Genomic DNA, 16,902 nt, shown 5'->3' with positions numbered 1-16,902 from the left:
TTATAAAAATACCTATCTACAATTATACACTATTTAATGTTATTTATTTCAATACTCAAGCTTATTTTATAAAATATTAATAAAAAAAATTATACCCTGTATTTTTTTTGAATTAATGGGTACAATACCATTAGCCTAAGTTTTTTATTAAACACGGGGAAACCAAAATTTTGGGGTGAATCGTATTTTGCGTAGGTTATGCCTTTACCGAACCCGTCAGCTAACCCCGTAGGTAAAAGGAGAGGATTATATTGAAAAAAATTACTTTTTTTATAACAATCTTGTTGACACTTTTGTTTTTATGTGCTAACAAGGTAAATGCCATGGATTCAAATAATTCGGATTCGACATTGTTTAATCAACAAGATCAAGTAGTTCAAGTTTTTAACTGCTCAGACCAAAAAGTATATATTACTCAAAAAGATATACACTTAATGGCTCAAGTAGTTTATGCAGAAAGTAACTGTGAGCCTTTTGAAGGCAAAGTAGCTGTTGCTTCTGTAATACTAAATCGCTTAAAATATCCAGAATTCCCTAAAACCGTAGAAGGTGTAGTTAAACAAAGAGGAGCTTTTTCTTGTGTAATAAATGGAAATATAAATGCAGCTCCTAATGAAGATTGTTATAAGGCAGTATTTCAAGCATTAAAAGGAGAAGATCCTACTGAAAAGGCAGTTTTCTTCTACAATCCTAAAATAGCTACATCTCAATGGATGAAAAATATAAATAAAAAGAACGTTAAAACCATTGGAAACCACGTTTTCTTTGTAGTTAACTAGACATATTTTTGTTTTAGCTATAATGAGCTAAGCACATATATAAATAGCCTCATGCATATCTTAGTATATGCATGAGGCTATTTGTTTATTAAATTGCATGAAAATAAATAATGGTATATTTTCCGCTTATTATTTATTTAATTTTATCTAAATTAAATCTAAATATGAAACAGCACTTAGTGCTGCTACCTGACCTTGACCTGCAGCTCTCATATACTGATAAGGCTTACCTGTACAGTCACCTGCAGCAAAACATCCCTGAATATTAGTTTTCATATTCAAATCTACCTTTATATGCTCATTTTCCATAGCAAGCCCTGGAACGAGTTGGTTTGGCGCTACACTATCTTTTAGTACAAATACTCCGTCAGTAGTTAATTCACCATTTCTCAATATTACTTTGCTTACTCTATCTTCTCCTTGTATCTCTAGCGGTCTATCCTTAATAGTTTCAATGTTATTTCTCAAATTATAGTTTCCATTATACATAGGTACGTAATATAATTTCTCTGTCAATTCACTTACGTAATTAGCTTCTTCCTCAGCATCCTTATTATATCCTATTATTGTTACCACTTTTCCTTTGTAAAGAGGCGCATCACAGGTTGCACAATATCCTACTCCTCTTCCCAAAAATTCTTCTTCTCCCTTCAATGGCTTTGTATATTCCATGCCTGTAGCAATAATAACTGACTTTGCCTCATACATTTTTTCATTTACCATTAAAGCGAAATAATCACCCATTGCATAAATATTGTTTATTCTCTCAGTGGTTACACCTATATCCATAACATTCATATGCTTTTCAAACTGAGCCTTTAACTCAGTCCCTGTAATATCATAAAAGCCTAAGTAATTATTTACTTTAGGAGCTTTAATTAACTTATTACTAAAATCCGCACTTCCAAATAAAATAATATTTTTATTTCTAATTCTAGCATTTATTGCTGCTGATAAACCTGCCGGGCCACTACCTACTATAGCTATATCATATCTCATTTTTTTCACTCCCTAATTGTAGAGTATATATTCTTAACTTATAAAAATAATACGATTTATTATTTTTTAGAGGACAGAGGACAATTGACAGAGGACAGAGAAGGTGAGTTTTCTTCCTTGCGTCAGAAAACTATTATATTTTCAAGTTCATGTTTCGCTAATGTGAAACATAGACTTAAATTATAAATTAAAGATTTTTCGTAGTGTAACGTAGAAAAATCCTCCTTCTCTGTCAATTGTCAATTGTCCTCTGTCAATTGATAAAAATAAGTTTATATATGTTTTTCTATCAAATCTTTTATAGCTTCCTTAGGCCTAAATCCTACTATAGTCTCAGCTATATTTCCACCTTTAAATACCATTACAGTTGGTATACTTGAAATTCTATACTGAGTTGATGTAACAGGATTATCATCAACATTTAATTTGAAGAATTGAGCCTTGCCATCAAGTTCTGAAGCTATTTCATCTATTACTGGAGCAAGCATCTTGCACGGTCCACACCAAGAAGCCCAAAAATCTACAACTACAGGCGTTGAAGAACTTTCAATGGTGCTAGAAAAATTTTCGTCTTTAATTTCTTTTATCATAGTTCCACCTCCGCTCATACCCCTATTAGGTATGCTATATATTAATTTTATCCTATATAAAAAGCATAGTCAATGGTTTTTAATAATTATTATCCAAATAAATAAACTATATTGTTTTACATAGTTAGTCTATTCTTTATTTTTAATTATATGTATGAGCAAAATATTTATTAATATTATAAAATTAAAATATTACTAGCCTAATTACTTACTAGCCCCTTTGTTATAGAGTTGTTATAAATAGAGTTCGGATATTTATCTATAAGTTTTTGGCTGTAACTCTTTGCTTTATCTTTATCTACATCTTTATATATTATTACCAAGTTATAAAGAATAGTTTCTTCATAATCTCCATTGCTAAAATTTTCGTCATATTGTGTATAATATTTTATAGCATTTTCAGCATCACCGGATAATTCATAGCTACTTCCAAGCATATAGATTATATGAGAATACAAATAACTTTGTCCCCCTAAATTATAAGCCTTTAAAAGATATTCCTTAGCTTCTAAATAATTTTTTGCATTAATATATTCAGAACCTTTATTATAAAAGTAACTTATGCCTTCTTGAAGTAATAATTCATAAGCTTTTGATATAGTAAGCTTATCATTGATAGATAGGCTCTTATCTTTCCAATTCATGTATTCATTATATATATTCTCAAAATTTTTGTTTTCAATATCATTTTTTATATTATCTGCCGGAAATACTTGAGTTTCTGATTTGATACTTGTTGTATTATTTTTTGCTACATCACTTTCTTTTATGGCACCCTTACTAGTCTCTTTTGGTTTATTATTATTTTTAAAAGTACTTTTAATATTATTTATATTCATAAATAACCTGCTTATAGTATCATGTTTTGCAAAATTAATTGATACTAAAGTGAAAGCTAATATACATGCTATTCCACCCAGCGCGCATGCTATTTTCTTTGTATCTACTTTTGAGTTAACCATGCCTAATTTTCTTAATTCATTCTTGTTTCCTTTAGCCATATCATTATTTTTGTCAACTTTTAGCACTTTCTCAATGTGAGAAAGTGCTTTATCATAATCACCCTTATTTATACAACAAGTTGCTATATAATTATTTACATTTATATAATTATAATCACTTTGCGAACACTGCTCCAAAATTTCTAAAGCATCATTTATTTTTAATTCCTTAATAAGCCTTAAAGATTCACAATAAAGTTTTTGTCTTTCGCTATCTTTTTTGCTATCGCTCAAATATCTTTCCGAAACTCCGTCTTTGTTTAGTTGATAATTCATTTTCCAAAGCCTTTGACAAGTGTCTAAATCACCTTTTAGATAATAAAGTAGACCTTTTAAATTAATAGCTGCAGCATTTTTTATATCTAACGAAATACTCTCTTCACTGAGTTCTATAGCCTTATCAATATATCCATTATTATATTTTTCTAATGCTTTAATGTATACTTTTTTGGATTTGTCCATCTATTATTCTCCTTGGTTTATCTACTGGTTAGCTCCATTAATTGTATATATAAGTTTTCCTGTAGAGCTTTTTACTTCCATTTGTTTATTTAAGCTTATATCAAAAGAATAAATAGTCCAATCTTCTATATGTGATTTATTATAGTTGTCATCATCATAAACATTTACCTTTAGATTTATATTATTACCATTCGTTTTCGTTGACATAATTTGTTGTTTTTTATCTGGAGTTTCGAAAATTAGTGATAATTTCCCTGTAGTAACATTAAGTAAATATAAATTTCCACCTTTAGAAACAGTACCGTGAGCAGAACCTATTATTACCATTAAGTTTTCATTATCTACCCATTCTATATATCTTGGTGAAATTTTTTGATTATCCGCTATTTCGAAGCTAAATATATTTCCATTATTATTCTTTACAAATATTTTTCCTACACCTTCTTCTAATGCCTCTGCGCCCCTTCCCTCTATGCAAGCTGCATTATTTCCATTGCTGCTAGTTACCCATGGTGTATTAAAATTTATCTTAGTTTCTTTAGACGCTTGTTGTTTTACAATTTTAGGTACATTAGCATTTTGGGTAGTAATAGTATTTGCATTATTTTTTGTTTCTTTAGAGTTGTTTTGGCTATCATTAGGTTTTTGATTATTATTATTTTGTTGTACTGGTGTCTCATTGTTTACAACAGCAGATTTATCTTGTTTATTTGAACAGGCAGTAAGTCCAAAAGCTAATATCACTGATACAGAGCATAGTACACATATTTTTATTTTCAAGTTCTTCATATAAATTCCTCCTTATACAGTACAAATAATAATATTTTTACTTCTATATTTTATATTATATACTAAAATTAGACCTTAGAGTTGATATTTTAACAAAAATAAAACCTAAGCTAGATAAAAATCAGGCTTAGATTTTATTTTTGTTAAGTTAAGTAAACTATATAATTAATTTTGCATTATCAACTGTTTTGCTTTTAACATGGAAGATGCGCTCATAGAGAATTCATCTAATCCATATTCTACTAATGTAGCTATAGCTTTTTCATCTCCAGCCATCTCTCCACACATTCCACACCATTTACCTTCTTTATGCGCTGCTTCTATAGTCATTTTTATAAGTCTTAATACTGCAGGATGCATTGGATTATAAAGGTATGATATTTTTTCATTCATTCTGTCTGCTGCTAAAGTATATTGAATTAAATCGTTAGTTCCTATACTAAAGAAGTCTACATATTTAGCAAGTTCATCTGCACAAACTGCTGCAGCAGGTATTTCAACCATTATTCCTGTTTCAAGATTTTCATTGAAATCTTTTCCTTCTTTTTTCAACTCTTCCATACACTCTTTAAGAATCTCTTTAGCTTTTAGGAACTCTTCTAATGATCCTATCATTGGGAACATTATTTTAAGATTACCAAAGGCTGAAGCTCTAAGTAATGCTCTTAATTGAGTTTTAAATATATCTTTTCTATCTAGGCAAATTCTTATAGCTCTATAACCTAGGAATGGATTCATTTCTTCTGGAAGCGGTAAATATGGAAGTTTTTTATCTCCACCTATATCAAGTGTTCTTATGACTACTGGTCTTCCTTCCATTTTTTCTACTGCATATTTATATGATTCAAATTGTTCTTCTTCGCCTGGCATATCATCTCTATCCATATATAAAAATTCAGTTCTAAATAAACCTACTCCATCTCCACCGTTTGCTAGCACTTGATGGACGTCTTCTGGCTTTCCTATGTTTCCTGCAACTTCAATACGTTTTCCAGCCTTAGTAACAGTTTTAACGCTTACTAATTTTTTAAGTTCTTCTCTTTCTTTTTTGAAAGCTTCTTTTTTTGCTTCATATTTCTTTATCGTTTCAACATCTGGATTTACTATGGCAACTCCTTCGATACCATCTACAACAATGGTATCTCCATTTTTTACTGATGAAGTTATATCTTGCAATCCAACTACAGCTGGAATTTCTAAAGTTCTTGCCATTATTGCACTATGTGAAGTTCTTCCACCTATGTTAGTTAAGAAAGCTACAACCTTGCTCTTATCAAGCTGAGCAGTATCAGATGGTGTTAAGTCATGTGCAACAACTACTGTATTATCTGCCATTAAATCTGAATCTCCTGATATCTTACCTAGTAAGTTTGCAAGAACTCTTTTTCCAACGTCTTTTACATCAGCGCCTCTTTCCCTCATATATTCATCTTCCATAGCTGCAAATATTCCAGCGTACATATCTACAACATCTTGAAGTGCTTTTTCAGCATTGATTTTATTACTCTCTATTCCCATTTCAACAGCACCTGCAAATTCTGGGTCCTCTAATAACATCGCATGACTTTCAAAAACCGCCGCCTTATCTGCACCCATTTCTTTTGCTGCTTTTTCTTTTATATTTAATAGCTGTTCCTTAGAAGCTTCTAGAGCTTTTTTAAATCTCGCCTTTTCAGCCTCTACATTCTCTACCGCTCTCTCTTCTATGTTTAATTCATTTTCTTCTTTTAATACGACTGTACCTATAGCATATCCTTTTGAAGCTGCAATACCTATTTTCATTTTTCTTCCTCCTCAAAATAAATAATTATCTATTTAAATTCAGCTCTTAATTCCAAGTAATCTTAAATTCAATATCAATATTATTTAAGCAATTCCTATGCCAAAGATTCAAAAATTTCATTACAAGAATATTATTTTCTATTTTATATTGTATATGCCTTTATTCTTCTCAATCTAAACTACATATTATAAATAATTTTTTAAATTAATATTATAAATTTAAAAAATTTGCAGAAAAATAATTTGATAAAAATTATCAACGTAAACATATACATTAATAAAAATTTGCCAAAAATTCCTTATAAAAATTCTAGACTTATTGATTTATATAGGTTAATATATTATTGATAATTTTTATCAACTTTTCCGATGTATATGATACTTTTTATCAAATAGGGGGGAATTATGTATAAAAATAGTATAACTGTTCCTATTCATAATGGAATTCATACAAGGATAGCTGCAATGATAGTTCACAAGGTTGCTGAACTCAAAAGCAAATACGGCGTAAATCTTTATATACGAAACTTATCTTCTAAAGAACCTTTAGCTATAAGTATGTTAGCGTTAATTTCCTTAAAGATAAGAGAAGATGAAATAATAGAAATCTCATGTAAAGAAGATTCGATAAATGGGCAAAAATCAGTAATTGATCTCTGTAACTTTATCACCAAGGACATGGCTACCAATAACTCTGTTCTATCTAAAATTGACGATATTATCGAAGAAAATACTATTGCATATGAACAGATTGTTGAAAACATACCAGTGGGTATACTAGTTATAGATATTGATGGCTATATTACAGTTATGAATGATTATGCCTTAAAAATTATTGATAAAAAAGCAAATGATGTTATTGGAAGGTATGTTAAGGATATTCTTCCAACTACTGATCTTACTAATATTGTCTTATCTAAAAAACGTAAAGTCGGTGAAACTCAATATATAAACAATCGTCTTGTTATCACCAGTAAGTCCCCCATATTTTCTAATAATAAAGTTATAGGGGCCTTAGGTGTTTTTCAGGCAGTAGATGAATTAAAAGATATTGTAAAAAAGCTAGAAGAATCAGAAGAAGAATTAAATTATTACAAAGAGGAGTTAAAAAGACACACTGAACTCGTAAGTTCATTTGATTCTATTATAGGATGCAGCAGCTCTCTCAAGGATTGTCTTATAATAGCTCAAAAAGCATCCCAATCTACATCTACAGTATTGATACGTGGTGAAAGTGGTACAGGGAAAGAGGTTATAGCAAAAGCTATTCACAACAACAGCATCAGAAAAGATATGCCTTTTGTTAGAGTAAATTGTGCCGCTATTCCTGAAAATCTACTTGAAAGCGAACTCTTTGGCTATGAGAAAGGTGCTTTTACTGGGGCAATAAAAAGTAAACCAGGTAAATTTAACATAGCAAATGGGGGAACTATTTTTTTAGATGAGATAGGAGATATGCCCCTTTCAATGCAAGTTAAACTTCTACGAGTGTTGCAGGAGAGAGAGTTTGAAAGCGTAGGTGGGCTTACCACTCAAACTGTAGACGTAAGAATCATCGCTGCTACTAATAGAAACCTTGAAAAAATGATAGAACAAAATAACTTTAGAGAAGATTTATATTATAGATTAAATGTTATAAGTATTATGCTCCCACCTTTAAGACAACGAAAAGAAGATATAAATCTTTTAGCAGAACATTTTATTCATAAGATAAGTAATAAGTTAAATAAAAGTGTATCAGGTATAGATAATAAATCTTTAATACACCTTCAAGAATACCATTGGCCTGGTAATATACGAGAGCTTGAAAATATTATAGAAAGAGCAATAAATATGTGTGATGATACTATAATAACAGAGAAAGATTTACCTTTCTATATTGTAAATACAAGCCCAGAACGGTCTAGTTTAATAAATTTAAAAAATGGAGAACTTCATCCCTTAGAGTATTATGAAAAAGAAATAATAGCTCTTGCTATGAAAAAATATAAAAGCTATAACAAAGCTGGTAAGGCTTTAGGCATAACCCATAGAACTGTAGCTTTAAAGTGTAAAAAATATAATATTAACATTGAAAGCATTTAATTTTATCCACAGCTACAAAAGAAAATAATCCCCAATGTTTAAAAATCCTTGGGGATTATTTTTACTTTATTAAATCCTGAAACTCTTTAGAGTCCCTTACTGGATTAAAATCTTCCTCATCACTAGCAAACTTTTTAATTTCTGGAGACATACTTATAGCTATCTTTAAGTATTTTACTGTATTCTCTACATCCCCTTTTCTTCCATATATGCTAGCCTTACCATAGTAACTCCATATATAGTTTTCAATTTCTAAATCCTTATCATACCAACTCAAAGCATCATCATAGTTACCCTTTAGTTCGTATGCTAGTGCTTTATTAAATCTTGCATATCCAAAGTCTGGTTTTAACTCCAGTGATCTATCTATATTCTTTATACCTTCTTCATAATTTCCCCTATAACACAGAGCAATTCCTTTTATATTGTAGGCTTTATAAAAGTTCGCATCTTCCTTTATAATATCATCTGCCGTGCTTATAGTGTCATCATATCGTTTTTCACTAAAGGCTTTTGAACTTTGCTCGTACAGTTCTTCTAGTCTTTTATTTTTTTCTTCCTGAATTTTTTGAGCTTCATTCTTTGTATTTTGTGAGCTATCAGAACCCTTGATAGTTGCCGATGGAGTATTATCTGTCTTGCTATCTTGTTTTTCTATAATACTTCTATTAGCATTGCTATTGTTAATTGCTTCTTTGCAAACTATTCCTCCTGCTATCAAGATTAAAACGCAAAATATAATTATTTTAGTTCTTATAGCAACATTTCCAAATAAACTACTATTCCTATCTCTGAATCCCAATCTATTTTCCTCCTGAATGCAGTAATTTGATATCACCAATATAATAATTATATATCTATTGTATAGTTTTTGTAGTTTATAAAAAACTCTTGTAACTGTTTTTTATAAAGTCCTTAATTTCTTTCTCACTATGTTGTCTTTGTCTCACACATATATGTGCATAGTTGTCACATATGTAACAGCTTCTTCTATCTAGTCCTAAGTCTTTTCTACTTAGACTTCTATTATATTTATCATATACGTCTATGTCAACAAATCTTCCTAGTGGGTGATTCTCCTCAATACCTACAGTCCTGTTTTTAATATCCATGGCTAATTCATCTACAACTAATGTAAATATAGGGCCTTCAGCCGTTATATTAAACTTTTTATATAAAATGTGATTTCTAAACTCCCTGATAACCATATCACATAAAATTTTCATTATTCCAATTGAAACATAGTCATTTTTAATTACCCCTGGATAGTTTACTCTAATACAAATAAGAGAAGAACTATATTTTTTTATTAGTTCTTCCTGCACGTAAACCCTTTCTTCTCTTTCAGCAAGTATATCCTCTGGTATATATTGCTTAGTATATCTTATTGTATAATCATTTAACGCTTCTGAATCTACAGAAGCGTCTATAAATGTTAGCATATCTTTTATCATGTCTACTTCGTTTTTTAATTTAGTACTATCTTCCTTCATAGTTAATGCGGGGAATTGCTGCTCTTTATTCTCCCAGCTATCTCCTTTCCCTCATGTGAATTTAAAAAGTTCCAGGTTGCTTCTGGTACAATATTTCTTACTTCTTCTATTTTATCGTTTTTTATAAGTTCTCTAACTTTAGACGCACTTATATAATATCCATCATATTTTTTTCTTTCCAACTCAATAAGTTCTACTTTATACTGAGGCATAATCTCCTTTAGAGTTTGGTTATAAGTATTAGTAACATTGCAATAAGGTTCCTGTCCTACAAATCTTTTTATTATATTGAATTTACTACAGAAGTATTTTCCGAATATCCCACAGTCTATACTTTCATAAGCCTTTAGTTTTTCGTCTTCTTTCCTTATGAAGTACGAAGGAAAGGTAGCAGAAGATATAATATATTCACCGCCTGGAATAACTGTTACATTTTCTAAATCCTTTACCGCTTCCTTCACAATAGCATATCTGTGTTTAAATGAAAAAAGAGATTTATCTTCTTCCACAATAAATACTAATACCTTTTCACAACTTTTTGATGCTTGCTCAATTAGGTATCTATGACCTTCTGTAAAGGGATTGCAATTCATTACTAAAGCTCCCTTTTCTATAGAATTATCTATGCTATACTTTATTGCCATATCATCTAATGATTTATTTATATCATATATGCCATATTCTAATAGTGCTGCGTCTTTTACTTCATGTATAGTTTTAAAGTTAAGTGAATTAAAGACTTTAACTTTGTCTGGCTTTGTAAATATAAAGCTATGAAAAATTCCTTCTTCAAAAAGCTTATCTATTAAATTAGATATAAGAGAAGAAGTTACATTCTCTCCTCTTATATCCTCTGATATTGCAAAGCATTTAAAAACATTTTTAGCTTTAGAACAGGTTGCTTGAATATTATCATTTATATCTCTTAAAACAATAGTATAGTCTACATCCTTGTCTAAAGTTAATCCAAACTCTTCTAAGAATTTATATACCTCATTTTTCTCATATTGGTTCTTTAAATTTATTTTCTGGAGTTTTAAATCAAACATCTATTTTCTCTCCTTTAATTTAAGGTATATAAACATGCTCCTAAGCTATTGGTTTTCTGACTACATCTATAACTGTTCCATCTCTATATTCTACTATAGCCACAACTTCATCTGATGTCTCTATAGCTTCTGGTTTCCCTGTCATTTTTTCAGCTAATCCTTTTAATTCTTCTATAGTCATAACTGGTAAATTTGTATTATTTAATTTTTCTATTAAATCTTTTCTATTAGGATTTACAGCTATACCTCTTTCAGTAACAACCACATCAACACTTTCACCTGGGGTAGTTACTGTAGTAACTCTATCTTTTATAATTGGAAGTCTTCCTTTTATAAGGTTTGTAACCACAATAGCCAGTTTTGATCCAGCTGCTGTATCGCTATGTCCACCGGATCCACCCATTATAACTCCGTCTGAACCTGTAGTTACATTTACATTAAAGTCAGTATCTATTTCAGTAGCTCCAAGTATCATTACGTCCAAGTTGTTTACTACAGCGCCTTTATTATGAGGATTTCCATACATAGAGCCTGACATACCCTGGTGCTTAGGGTTATCTCTATATGATTCAACTGCATCCAAGTCAAAACATTGAACATCAAATAGATTTCTAAATAATCCTTCTTTTAGCATATCCACTATATAGCCAGTTATTCCACCAGCAGCAAAGCTTCCTACTACTTCTTTGTTTTTCATCAATTCTTTAAGTTCCGCTGCAACTGCAAGAGAAGTTCCACCTGCTCCTGTTTGGAATGACAAACCATCCTTAACAAGCCCTGATGCTTCTATAACCTTAGTTGCCATCTTAGCTATTTTAAGTCCTACAGGATCTTTAGTTATTCTTGTAGTACCTGATACTATACCCTTTGGATCCCCAATAGAGTCAACTTTCACAACATAATCTACATAAATTTGACTTATTTCTATTGGACATGCAGGATAGGCCACTAAATTATCTGTAATCGCAATTACTTTATCAGCATACTCAGCATCTGCTACTGCATATCCAAGTGATCCACAGGCAGCATTTCCATATACTCCATTTATGTTTCCGTAAGTATCCGCTGTTGGTGCGCCAATAAATGCTATATCTATATGTAAATCTCCGCTCTCGATTGCTCTAGGTCTTCCTCCATGAGTCATCATAACTGCTGGATTCTTTAAATATCCATCAGATATAGCCCTAGCAACAGGTCCCGATATGTAGTTTGCAACTATTCCTGTTACTACTCCATTTTTCATGTGCTCAACAAGAGGCTCATGAACTGGGAATATTGAGCTTGCAGCAATAGTTATATCTTTTATTCCTCGTTTTGCAATAGCGTATACTACATTATTAAGTACAAAATCACCGTTTCTTAAATGATGGTGAAAAGATATAGTTATTCCATCTCTTAATTCAATCTTGTCTAATGCCTCATCAATACTATTTAATACTTTTTCTTCTCCCGGTTTTACACTGCTTACCTTTACACCTACTTTTTCTCTAGTGCCGTAGTTTGCAAAGGCTCCCTGAAAAGGCTTTACTTCTCCATAACCTTCTATGTAATCAGGAATCTCTCTTCCTAGTACATTTTTCATGCTAATCCCTCTCTTTATAAAATTAATTACTAAATAAGTCCTAACATTTTAGCTAGCTCAACAATTGTTGTTGCCCTGTTTATTATAGGAGCATCCACCATTTTCCCATCTAATGAGAAAACTCCAAGGCCTTTTTCTTTTGCTTCATCTCTTGCTTCAAGTACTCTTAATGAGTGCTTAATATCATGTTCTGTTGGTGCGAAAACTGAATGTATGGTATCAATTTGTCTTGGATTTATAGATGCTTTTCCTGTAAATCCTACACTCTTTGCCTTAGCTGTATCCTTAGCAAGACCTTCATAATCATTCGTGTCGGTGAATGGAGTATCTATAGCATCTACTCTGGCAGCCCTACATGCAGTTGAAACTCTATTTCTTGCATAGAATATTTCTTCTCCTTCTTTGGTTCTTTTTATTCCAAAGTCAGAAGTTAAGTCTTCTGCTCCTAAAAGAACAGCAACTATTCTTTTTGAAGAATTAATTATGCTATATACATTCTCTAATCCATAAGCCGTTTCTACAATTGGTATAAGCTTTATTATTCCCTGCTCAAATCCTTCTTCACTTTCTATCTTTGAAAGTGTATTGTCTATAATTTGTATTTGTTCTTCTGTAGCTTTTGGAATCATTAAACTATCCGGCTTTACTCTTGCTATTGTATCAATGTCTTTTAAACCATATTCTGTATCAAGAGGATTTACTCTTACAACTAATTCTACTTTTGAATAATCTAAAACCTTAATCGCTTCTCTTACAAGGATTCTTGCGCTATCCTTTTCTGTAAGACTTACTGCATCCTCTAAATCAAGTATTACAGAATCAGCTCCAAGAATTGATGCATTTTGAAGCATTCCTGGATTGTTTCCAGGCATAAAAAGCATAGTTCTTCTTAATTTTTTCATTTATATCACCTCGAACTTCAATAAAAATTTATACAGCTCTTTCTATAGCAGTTTGCACTCTTGCTTTAATTGTATAGTCTAATGCACCCTTATCTTGTGCCTTTATAACTACATCTTCTACATTCATTTCTTTAAGTTTATCTAATATTGTGCTTTTTATTTGATTTCCAAACTGTTTTATAACAATACTTTCAAGCTGGAGCTCTACTCCACCTTTTTCATTAGGCATAACCATAATCATTATATCATTAGATTCAAGCGTTCCGGCTTTAGCCACTTTGTTTATTCTCATTCTAAATCCTCCTAACATTGATAATCAGAAATTAAGAATTGATAACAACATGAAATAGTTATCAATTCTTAATTATAATTTACTTTACTGAGTTAAGATATTCTTTCTGTCCCATCTCATAAAGGTTGTTTCCCTCTGAATCTATAACTACAACTACAGGTAAATCCTCTACCTCAAGTCTTCTTATTGCCTCAGAACCTAAATCTTCGTAAGCAACTATTTCTGCACTTTTTATGGATTTACCCATTAACGCAGCTGCTCCTCCTATAGCTGCAAAATAAACAGCCTTATTCTTTTTCATAGATTCTACAACTTCTTTTGATCTCAATCCCTTTCCTATCATGCCTTTTAAACCAATTTCTAAAAGTCTTGGTGCATAGGAATCCATTCTATAGCTAGTAGTCGGACCTGCTGATCCAATAGGCTGGCCTGGCTTTGCTGGGGTTGGGCCTACGTAGTATATAATTGAGTTTTCAACATTTACAGGTAACTTTTCCCCCTTGTCTAAAAGTTCTACTAATCTCTTGTGAGCGGCATCTCTTGCAGTATATATAATTCCTGATATTAAAACGCTATCTCCAGCTTTCAACTCCTTAACTTTTTCCTCTGTTAGTGGAGTTGTTATTCTCCTATCCATTGCTATCCCTCCAATTTAGATTGTTCACTCTACTTATAGTATTACTTCTGAGTGTCTTGTAACGTGACAATTTATATTTACTGCCACAGGTAACCCTGCTATATGTGTCGGATATGTTTCGATATTTACTGCAAGAGCAGTAGTTTTCCCACCGAATCCTTGTGGTCCTATACCAATGGAGTTTACTTTCTCCAATAGTTCATTTTCTAAGTCTGCATAGAATTGATTACTATTTCTCTCTGATAAAGGTCTAATAAGTGCTTTTTTAGCTAGATTAGCAGCTCTATCAAAAGTTCCACCTATCCCAACTCCTACAACTATTGGTGGACATGGGTTAGGGCCTGCTTCTTTTACTACCTTAAGAACAAATTCCTTCACACCATCTAGCCCATCTGCAGGCTTTAACATTTTTAACTGACTCATATTTTCAGAACCAAATCCCTTTGGTGCTACAATAATTTTTAATTTATCTCCTGGTACAATATCATAGTATATTACTGCAGGTGTATTATCCTTTGTGTTAACTCTATCTAAAGGGTCTTTTACTACAGACTTTCTTAGGTATCCCTCTTCATATCCTTGTCTTACGCCTTCATTTATTGCATCTTCTATACTTCCACCTGCTAAATGTACATCCTGACCTATTTCAACAAAAACGCATGCCATTCCTGTATCCTGACAAATCGGCATATCTTCATCTTTAGAAATCTGTACATTAGTAAGAATTTTATCTAGAATACCTTTTGCCATATCCCATGTTTCATTTTTTGCAGCCTCTTCTATCTTATTTTTAACATCCGCTGAAAGATAATAATTTGCGTCTATACATAATTTTTTTACTGCCTTTGTTACCTCTGATACATTTATCTCTCTCATAATTAAACTATTCTCCTTTTCATGAAGTTTAGATTTAGGCATCTGAAAGAAAATAAACTAGCATACTGACTAGTTATTTTTTGAAGATGCCTTAATTATATATGAAAAGGCAGTTTCTAAAACCGCCTTTTCATAACTAAAAATCTGCTTATTTGTTTCTTCTATTTATTAATGCAAGTACTCTGTTCATTTCGTTGTTAACTATCATGTAGCCTTCGTCTACACCCATTCCTGGTTTTGCAAGTACTTGTTTTGCTCCACAAGCCATACCTATGTTTGTTGTAACTTCAGCAGATCTATTAGTTTCGTTGCAAGTTCCTCCACAATAAGCTCCCATACCATGTTCTTTACAGTACATTATAGCATCAGCTATATTGTTAACTCCTCCAAGATCTGGAGTTTTGATTTGAACCATATGTCCAGCTTTATTATCTGTAAAGAATTTAACATCCTCAACAGTATTGCACCATTCATCTGCAACTAATTCAACTTTTATTCCTCTGCTATCAATTTCAGCTCTTAAATCTCTCATTGCTTCCATTTGTTTTTGTCTATCTTCTACATCCATAGGTCCTTCAATTCTTAATTGGAATGGCTTAGCAGCTTCTTCTAAAGTTCCTAAATAGTCAGCCATAGCTTTTGTATTACAGTCAAATGCCATTCCTATTGTTCCATAAACATCTATATGGAATATTGGATTATAATTTTCTGATGTTCTTAATTGAAGCACTCTATCTCTTAACCATTTTACATAGTCTAATAATTTCTCACCCTTTAATCCAAGCTTTTCTGCTACGTGGTTTATAAGTGCATGAGGCATCACATCTGCACCTTTTATGATCATTTTATCTGAGTTATCATATCTATCATCACCAGATTGTGTGAATATTGGCACTCTTTTAATTTCAGCTTCTGGATTGTATTCATTTCTTATAACTTCAGCCATAGTTATTTTTTGTGATTTTGCTACAGCATCAAGTATTGCTTGAGATATTCCATATCTTATAGCAGTGTGTAATCTATTTCCGTTAACTTTTATGTTATCAAACTCTTCAGCAAGAGCTTTAAAGCTGTTTAATTCTCTTCCTATAAGCTTTGGTGCTATTTCATTTTCTATTACTGGTATAAAGTCTTTTGCTAAAAATAGTGGGTCTCTTCCGCCTGCTCCTGAATATTGAACAGCAGCACAATCTCCGTATGCTACTTGACCGTCTTCAAGCACTAACATAACAGATATAGCTTCTCCTGCCTGTCTTACACTAGTAAAGCCGTCTGTTACAGGCTCTCCTACATATGTAAATCCATCATGCTTTGCTCCTTTTTTTATTGCTCTTTGGTCATCAAAATAAAATCCAGTTTTTCCTTCTGCACAAATAACGTCAACTATTTTCATTTTTTACACCTGTCTTTCTAAATAGTTTATTTTTAATATTTATTAATATGTACACCTATAGTTGTTGACTACCGCTTAGAAAACGGTAGTCTTAATAATTAACATCAAGTATTTATTCTTATTATTCTGGTCTTCCTATAAGAACACCCTTACCAACAGCGAATATATCGTCTATTGTCATTTGGAAGCTT

Annotated in this window: 16 protein-coding genes and 1 riboswitch; of the genes, 2 read left to right on the top strand and 14 right to left on the bottom strand. The window is 31.5% G+C overall.

The genetic code is table 11. The features are described 5' to 3' along the window. Nucleotides 1–122: 122 nt before the first annotated feature. Nucleotides 123–249, top strand: a riboswitch (cyclic di-AMP (ydaO/yuaA leader). Nucleotides 250–251: 2 nt separating this feature from the next. Beyond that, nucleotides 252–779: a cell wall hydrolase gene (locus I6U51_RS22175; RefSeq protein ID WP_211144743.1), complete on the top strand. Its 528-nt coding sequence runs from the start codon at nt 252–254 to the stop codon at nt 777–779. Nucleotides 780–926: 147 nt separating this feature from the next. Here I6U51_RS22175 and I6U51_RS22170 read toward each other — a convergent pair whose 3' ends face one another. The 5 genes from I6U51_RS22170 to ptsP all read right to left on the bottom strand — a co-directional run bounded on the left by I6U51_RS22170 (nt 927) and on the right by ptsP (nt 6,402). Further along, nucleotides 927–1,778, bottom strand: coding sequence for an NAD(P)/FAD-dependent oxidoreductase (locus I6U51_RS22170; RefSeq protein WP_211144742.1), 852 nt, complete (start codon nt 1,776–1,778; stop codon nt 927–929). Between the two features lie 272 nt (nt 1,779–2,050). Continuing rightward, complete coding sequence (gene trxA, locus I6U51_RS22165; protein WP_211144741.1) at nt 2,051–2,368, bottom strand: thioredoxin; 318 nt, start codon at nt 2,366–2,368, stop codon at nt 2,051–2,053. A 200-nt stretch (nt 2,369–2,568) separates the two neighbouring features. Then, nucleotides 2,569–3,831, bottom strand: a complete 1,263-nt coding sequence (locus I6U51_RS22160; protein WP_211144740.1) for a tetratricopeptide repeat protein — start codon at nt 3,829–3,831, stop codon at nt 2,569–2,571. Between the two features lie 21 nt (nt 3,832–3,852). Continuing rightward, nucleotides 3,853–4,620 carry a DUF4652 domain-containing protein gene (locus I6U51_RS22155; protein ID WP_211144739.1) on the bottom strand — a complete coding sequence of 256 codons (768 nt, stop codon included), beginning with the start codon at nt 4,618–4,620 and terminating at the stop codon, nt 3,853–3,855. A gap of 165 nt (nt 4,621–4,785) precedes the next feature. Beyond that, nucleotides 4,786–6,402, bottom strand: coding sequence for a phosphoenolpyruvate--protein phosphotransferase (gene ptsP, locus I6U51_RS22150; protein ID WP_211144738.1), 1,617 nt, complete (start codon nt 6,400–6,402; stop codon nt 4,786–4,788). 405 nt (nt 6,403–6,807) lie between these two features. Here ptsP and I6U51_RS22145 point away from each other — a divergent pair, with 405 nt between their 5' ends. Then, nucleotides 6,808–8,487, top strand: a complete 1,680-nt coding sequence (locus I6U51_RS22145) for a sigma 54-interacting transcriptional regulator (protein WP_211144737.1) — start codon at nt 6,808–6,810, stop codon at nt 8,485–8,487. A gap of 61 nt (nt 8,488–8,548) precedes the next feature. Here I6U51_RS22145 and I6U51_RS22140 read toward each other — a convergent pair whose 3' ends face one another. From I6U51_RS22140 to I6U51_RS22100, 9 genes are all read right to left on the bottom strand, one after another. Continuing rightward, nucleotides 8,549–9,289, bottom strand: a complete 741-nt coding sequence (locus I6U51_RS22140) for a tetratricopeptide repeat protein (RefSeq protein WP_211144736.1) — start codon at nt 9,287–9,289, stop codon at nt 8,549–8,551. A 76-nt stretch (nt 9,290–9,365) separates the two neighbouring features. Continuing rightward, entirely contained in the window at nt 9,366–9,980 is a 615-nt protein-coding gene (citX, locus tag I6U51_RS22135) for a citrate lyase holo-[acyl-carrier protein] synthase (RefSeq protein WP_211144735.1), read from the bottom strand. A gap of 2 nt (nt 9,981–9,982) precedes the next feature. Next, nucleotides 9,983–11,029: a [citrate (pro-3S)-lyase] ligase gene (gene citC, locus I6U51_RS22130; RefSeq protein ID WP_211144734.1), complete on the bottom strand. Its 1,047-nt coding sequence runs from the start codon at nt 11,027–11,029 to the stop codon at nt 9,983–9,985. 40 nt (nt 11,030–11,069) lie between these two features. Beyond that, complete coding sequence (gene citF, locus I6U51_RS22125) at nt 11,070–12,611, bottom strand: citrate lyase subunit alpha (RefSeq protein ID WP_211144733.1); 1,542 nt, start codon at nt 12,609–12,611, stop codon at nt 11,070–11,072. Nucleotides 12,612–12,640: 29 nt separating this feature from the next. Beyond that, nucleotides 12,641–13,513, bottom strand: coding sequence for an HpcH/HpaI aldolase/citrate lyase family protein (locus I6U51_RS22120; RefSeq protein ID WP_211144732.1), 873 nt, complete (start codon nt 13,511–13,513; stop codon nt 12,641–12,643). A 28-nt stretch (nt 13,514–13,541) separates the two neighbouring features. After that, nucleotides 13,542–13,805, bottom strand: a complete 264-nt coding sequence (gene citD, locus I6U51_RS22115; protein ID WP_211144731.1) for a citrate lyase acyl carrier protein — start codon at nt 13,803–13,805, stop codon at nt 13,542–13,544. 79 nt (nt 13,806–13,884) lie between these two features. Continuing rightward, entirely contained in the window at nt 13,885–14,442 is a 558-nt protein-coding gene (locus I6U51_RS22110) for a Fe-S-containing hydro-lyase (RefSeq protein ID WP_211144730.1), read from the bottom strand. Nucleotides 14,443–14,475: 33 nt separating this feature from the next. After that, nucleotides 14,476–15,318, bottom strand: coding sequence for a fumarate hydratase (locus tag I6U51_RS22105; protein WP_211144729.1), 843 nt, complete (start codon nt 15,316–15,318; stop codon nt 14,476–14,478). A 148-nt stretch (nt 15,319–15,466) separates the two neighbouring features. Then, nucleotides 15,467–16,711, bottom strand: a complete 1,245-nt coding sequence (locus I6U51_RS22100; RefSeq protein ID WP_211144728.1) for a methylaspartate ammonia-lyase — start codon at nt 16,709–16,711, stop codon at nt 15,467–15,469. Nucleotides 16,712–16,902: the final 191 nt, after the last annotated feature.

The sequence above is a fragment of the Clostridium aciditolerans genome, from assembly GCF_016316925.1.
Lineage (GTDB): Bacteria > Bacillota > Clostridia > Clostridiales > Clostridiaceae > Clostridium_AM > Clostridium_AM aciditolerans.
The sequence above is the reverse complement of the archived record's forward strand: the minus strand, read 5'-3'. Positions and strand labels throughout refer to the sequence as shown.

Excerpts from the sequence above, each read along its gene's own strand:
- ptsP (WP_211144738.1), bottom strand. The coding sequence starts at position 6,402 with ATGAAAATAGGTATTGCAGCTTCAAAAGGATATGCTATAGGTACAGTC.
- I6U51_RS22105 (WP_211144729.1), bottom strand. The coding sequence starts at position 15,318 with ATGAGAGAGATAAATGTATCAGAGGTAACAAAGGCAGTAAAAAAATTA.
- I6U51_RS22155 (WP_211144739.1), bottom strand. The coding sequence starts at position 4,620 with ATGAAGAACTTGAAAATAAAAATATGTGTACTATGCTCTGTATCAGTG.
- I6U51_RS22100 (WP_211144728.1), bottom strand. The coding sequence starts at position 16,711 with ATGAAAATAGTTGACGTTATTTGTGCAGAAGGAAAAACTGGATTTTAT.
- citD (WP_211144731.1), bottom strand. The coding sequence starts at position 13,805 with ATGAGAATAAACAAAGTGGCTAAAGCCGGAACGCTTGAATCTAATGAT.
- I6U51_RS22110 (WP_211144730.1), bottom strand. The coding sequence starts at position 14,442 with ATGGATAGGAGAATAACAACTCCACTAACAGAGGAAAAAGTTAAGGAG.
- citX (WP_211144735.1), bottom strand. The coding sequence starts at position 9,980 with ATGAAGGAAGATAGTACTAAATTAAAAAACGAAGTAGACATGATAAAA.
- I6U51_RS22160 (WP_211144740.1), bottom strand. The coding sequence starts at position 3,831 with ATGGACAAATCCAAAAAAGTATACATTAAAGCATTAGAAAAATATAAT.
- I6U51_RS22145 (WP_211144737.1), top strand. The coding sequence starts at position 6,808 with ATGTATAAAAATAGTATAACTGTTCCTATTCATAATGGAATTCATACA.
- citC (WP_211144734.1), bottom strand. The coding sequence starts at position 11,029 with ATGTTTGATTTAAAACTCCAGAAAATAAATTTAAAGAACCAATATGAG.
- citF (WP_211144733.1), bottom strand. The coding sequence starts at position 12,611 with ATGAAAAATGTACTAGGAAGAGAGATTCCTGATTACATAGAAGGTTAT.
- I6U51_RS22170 (WP_211144742.1), bottom strand. The coding sequence starts at position 1,778 with ATGAGATATGATATAGCTATAGTAGGTAGTGGCCCGGCAGGTTTATCA.
- I6U51_RS22120 (WP_211144732.1), bottom strand. The coding sequence starts at position 13,513 with ATGAAAAAATTAAGAAGAACTATGCTTTTTATGCCTGGAAACAATCCA.
- trxA (WP_211144741.1), bottom strand. The coding sequence starts at position 2,368 with ATGATAAAAGAAATTAAAGACGAAAATTTTTCTAGCACCATTGAAAGT.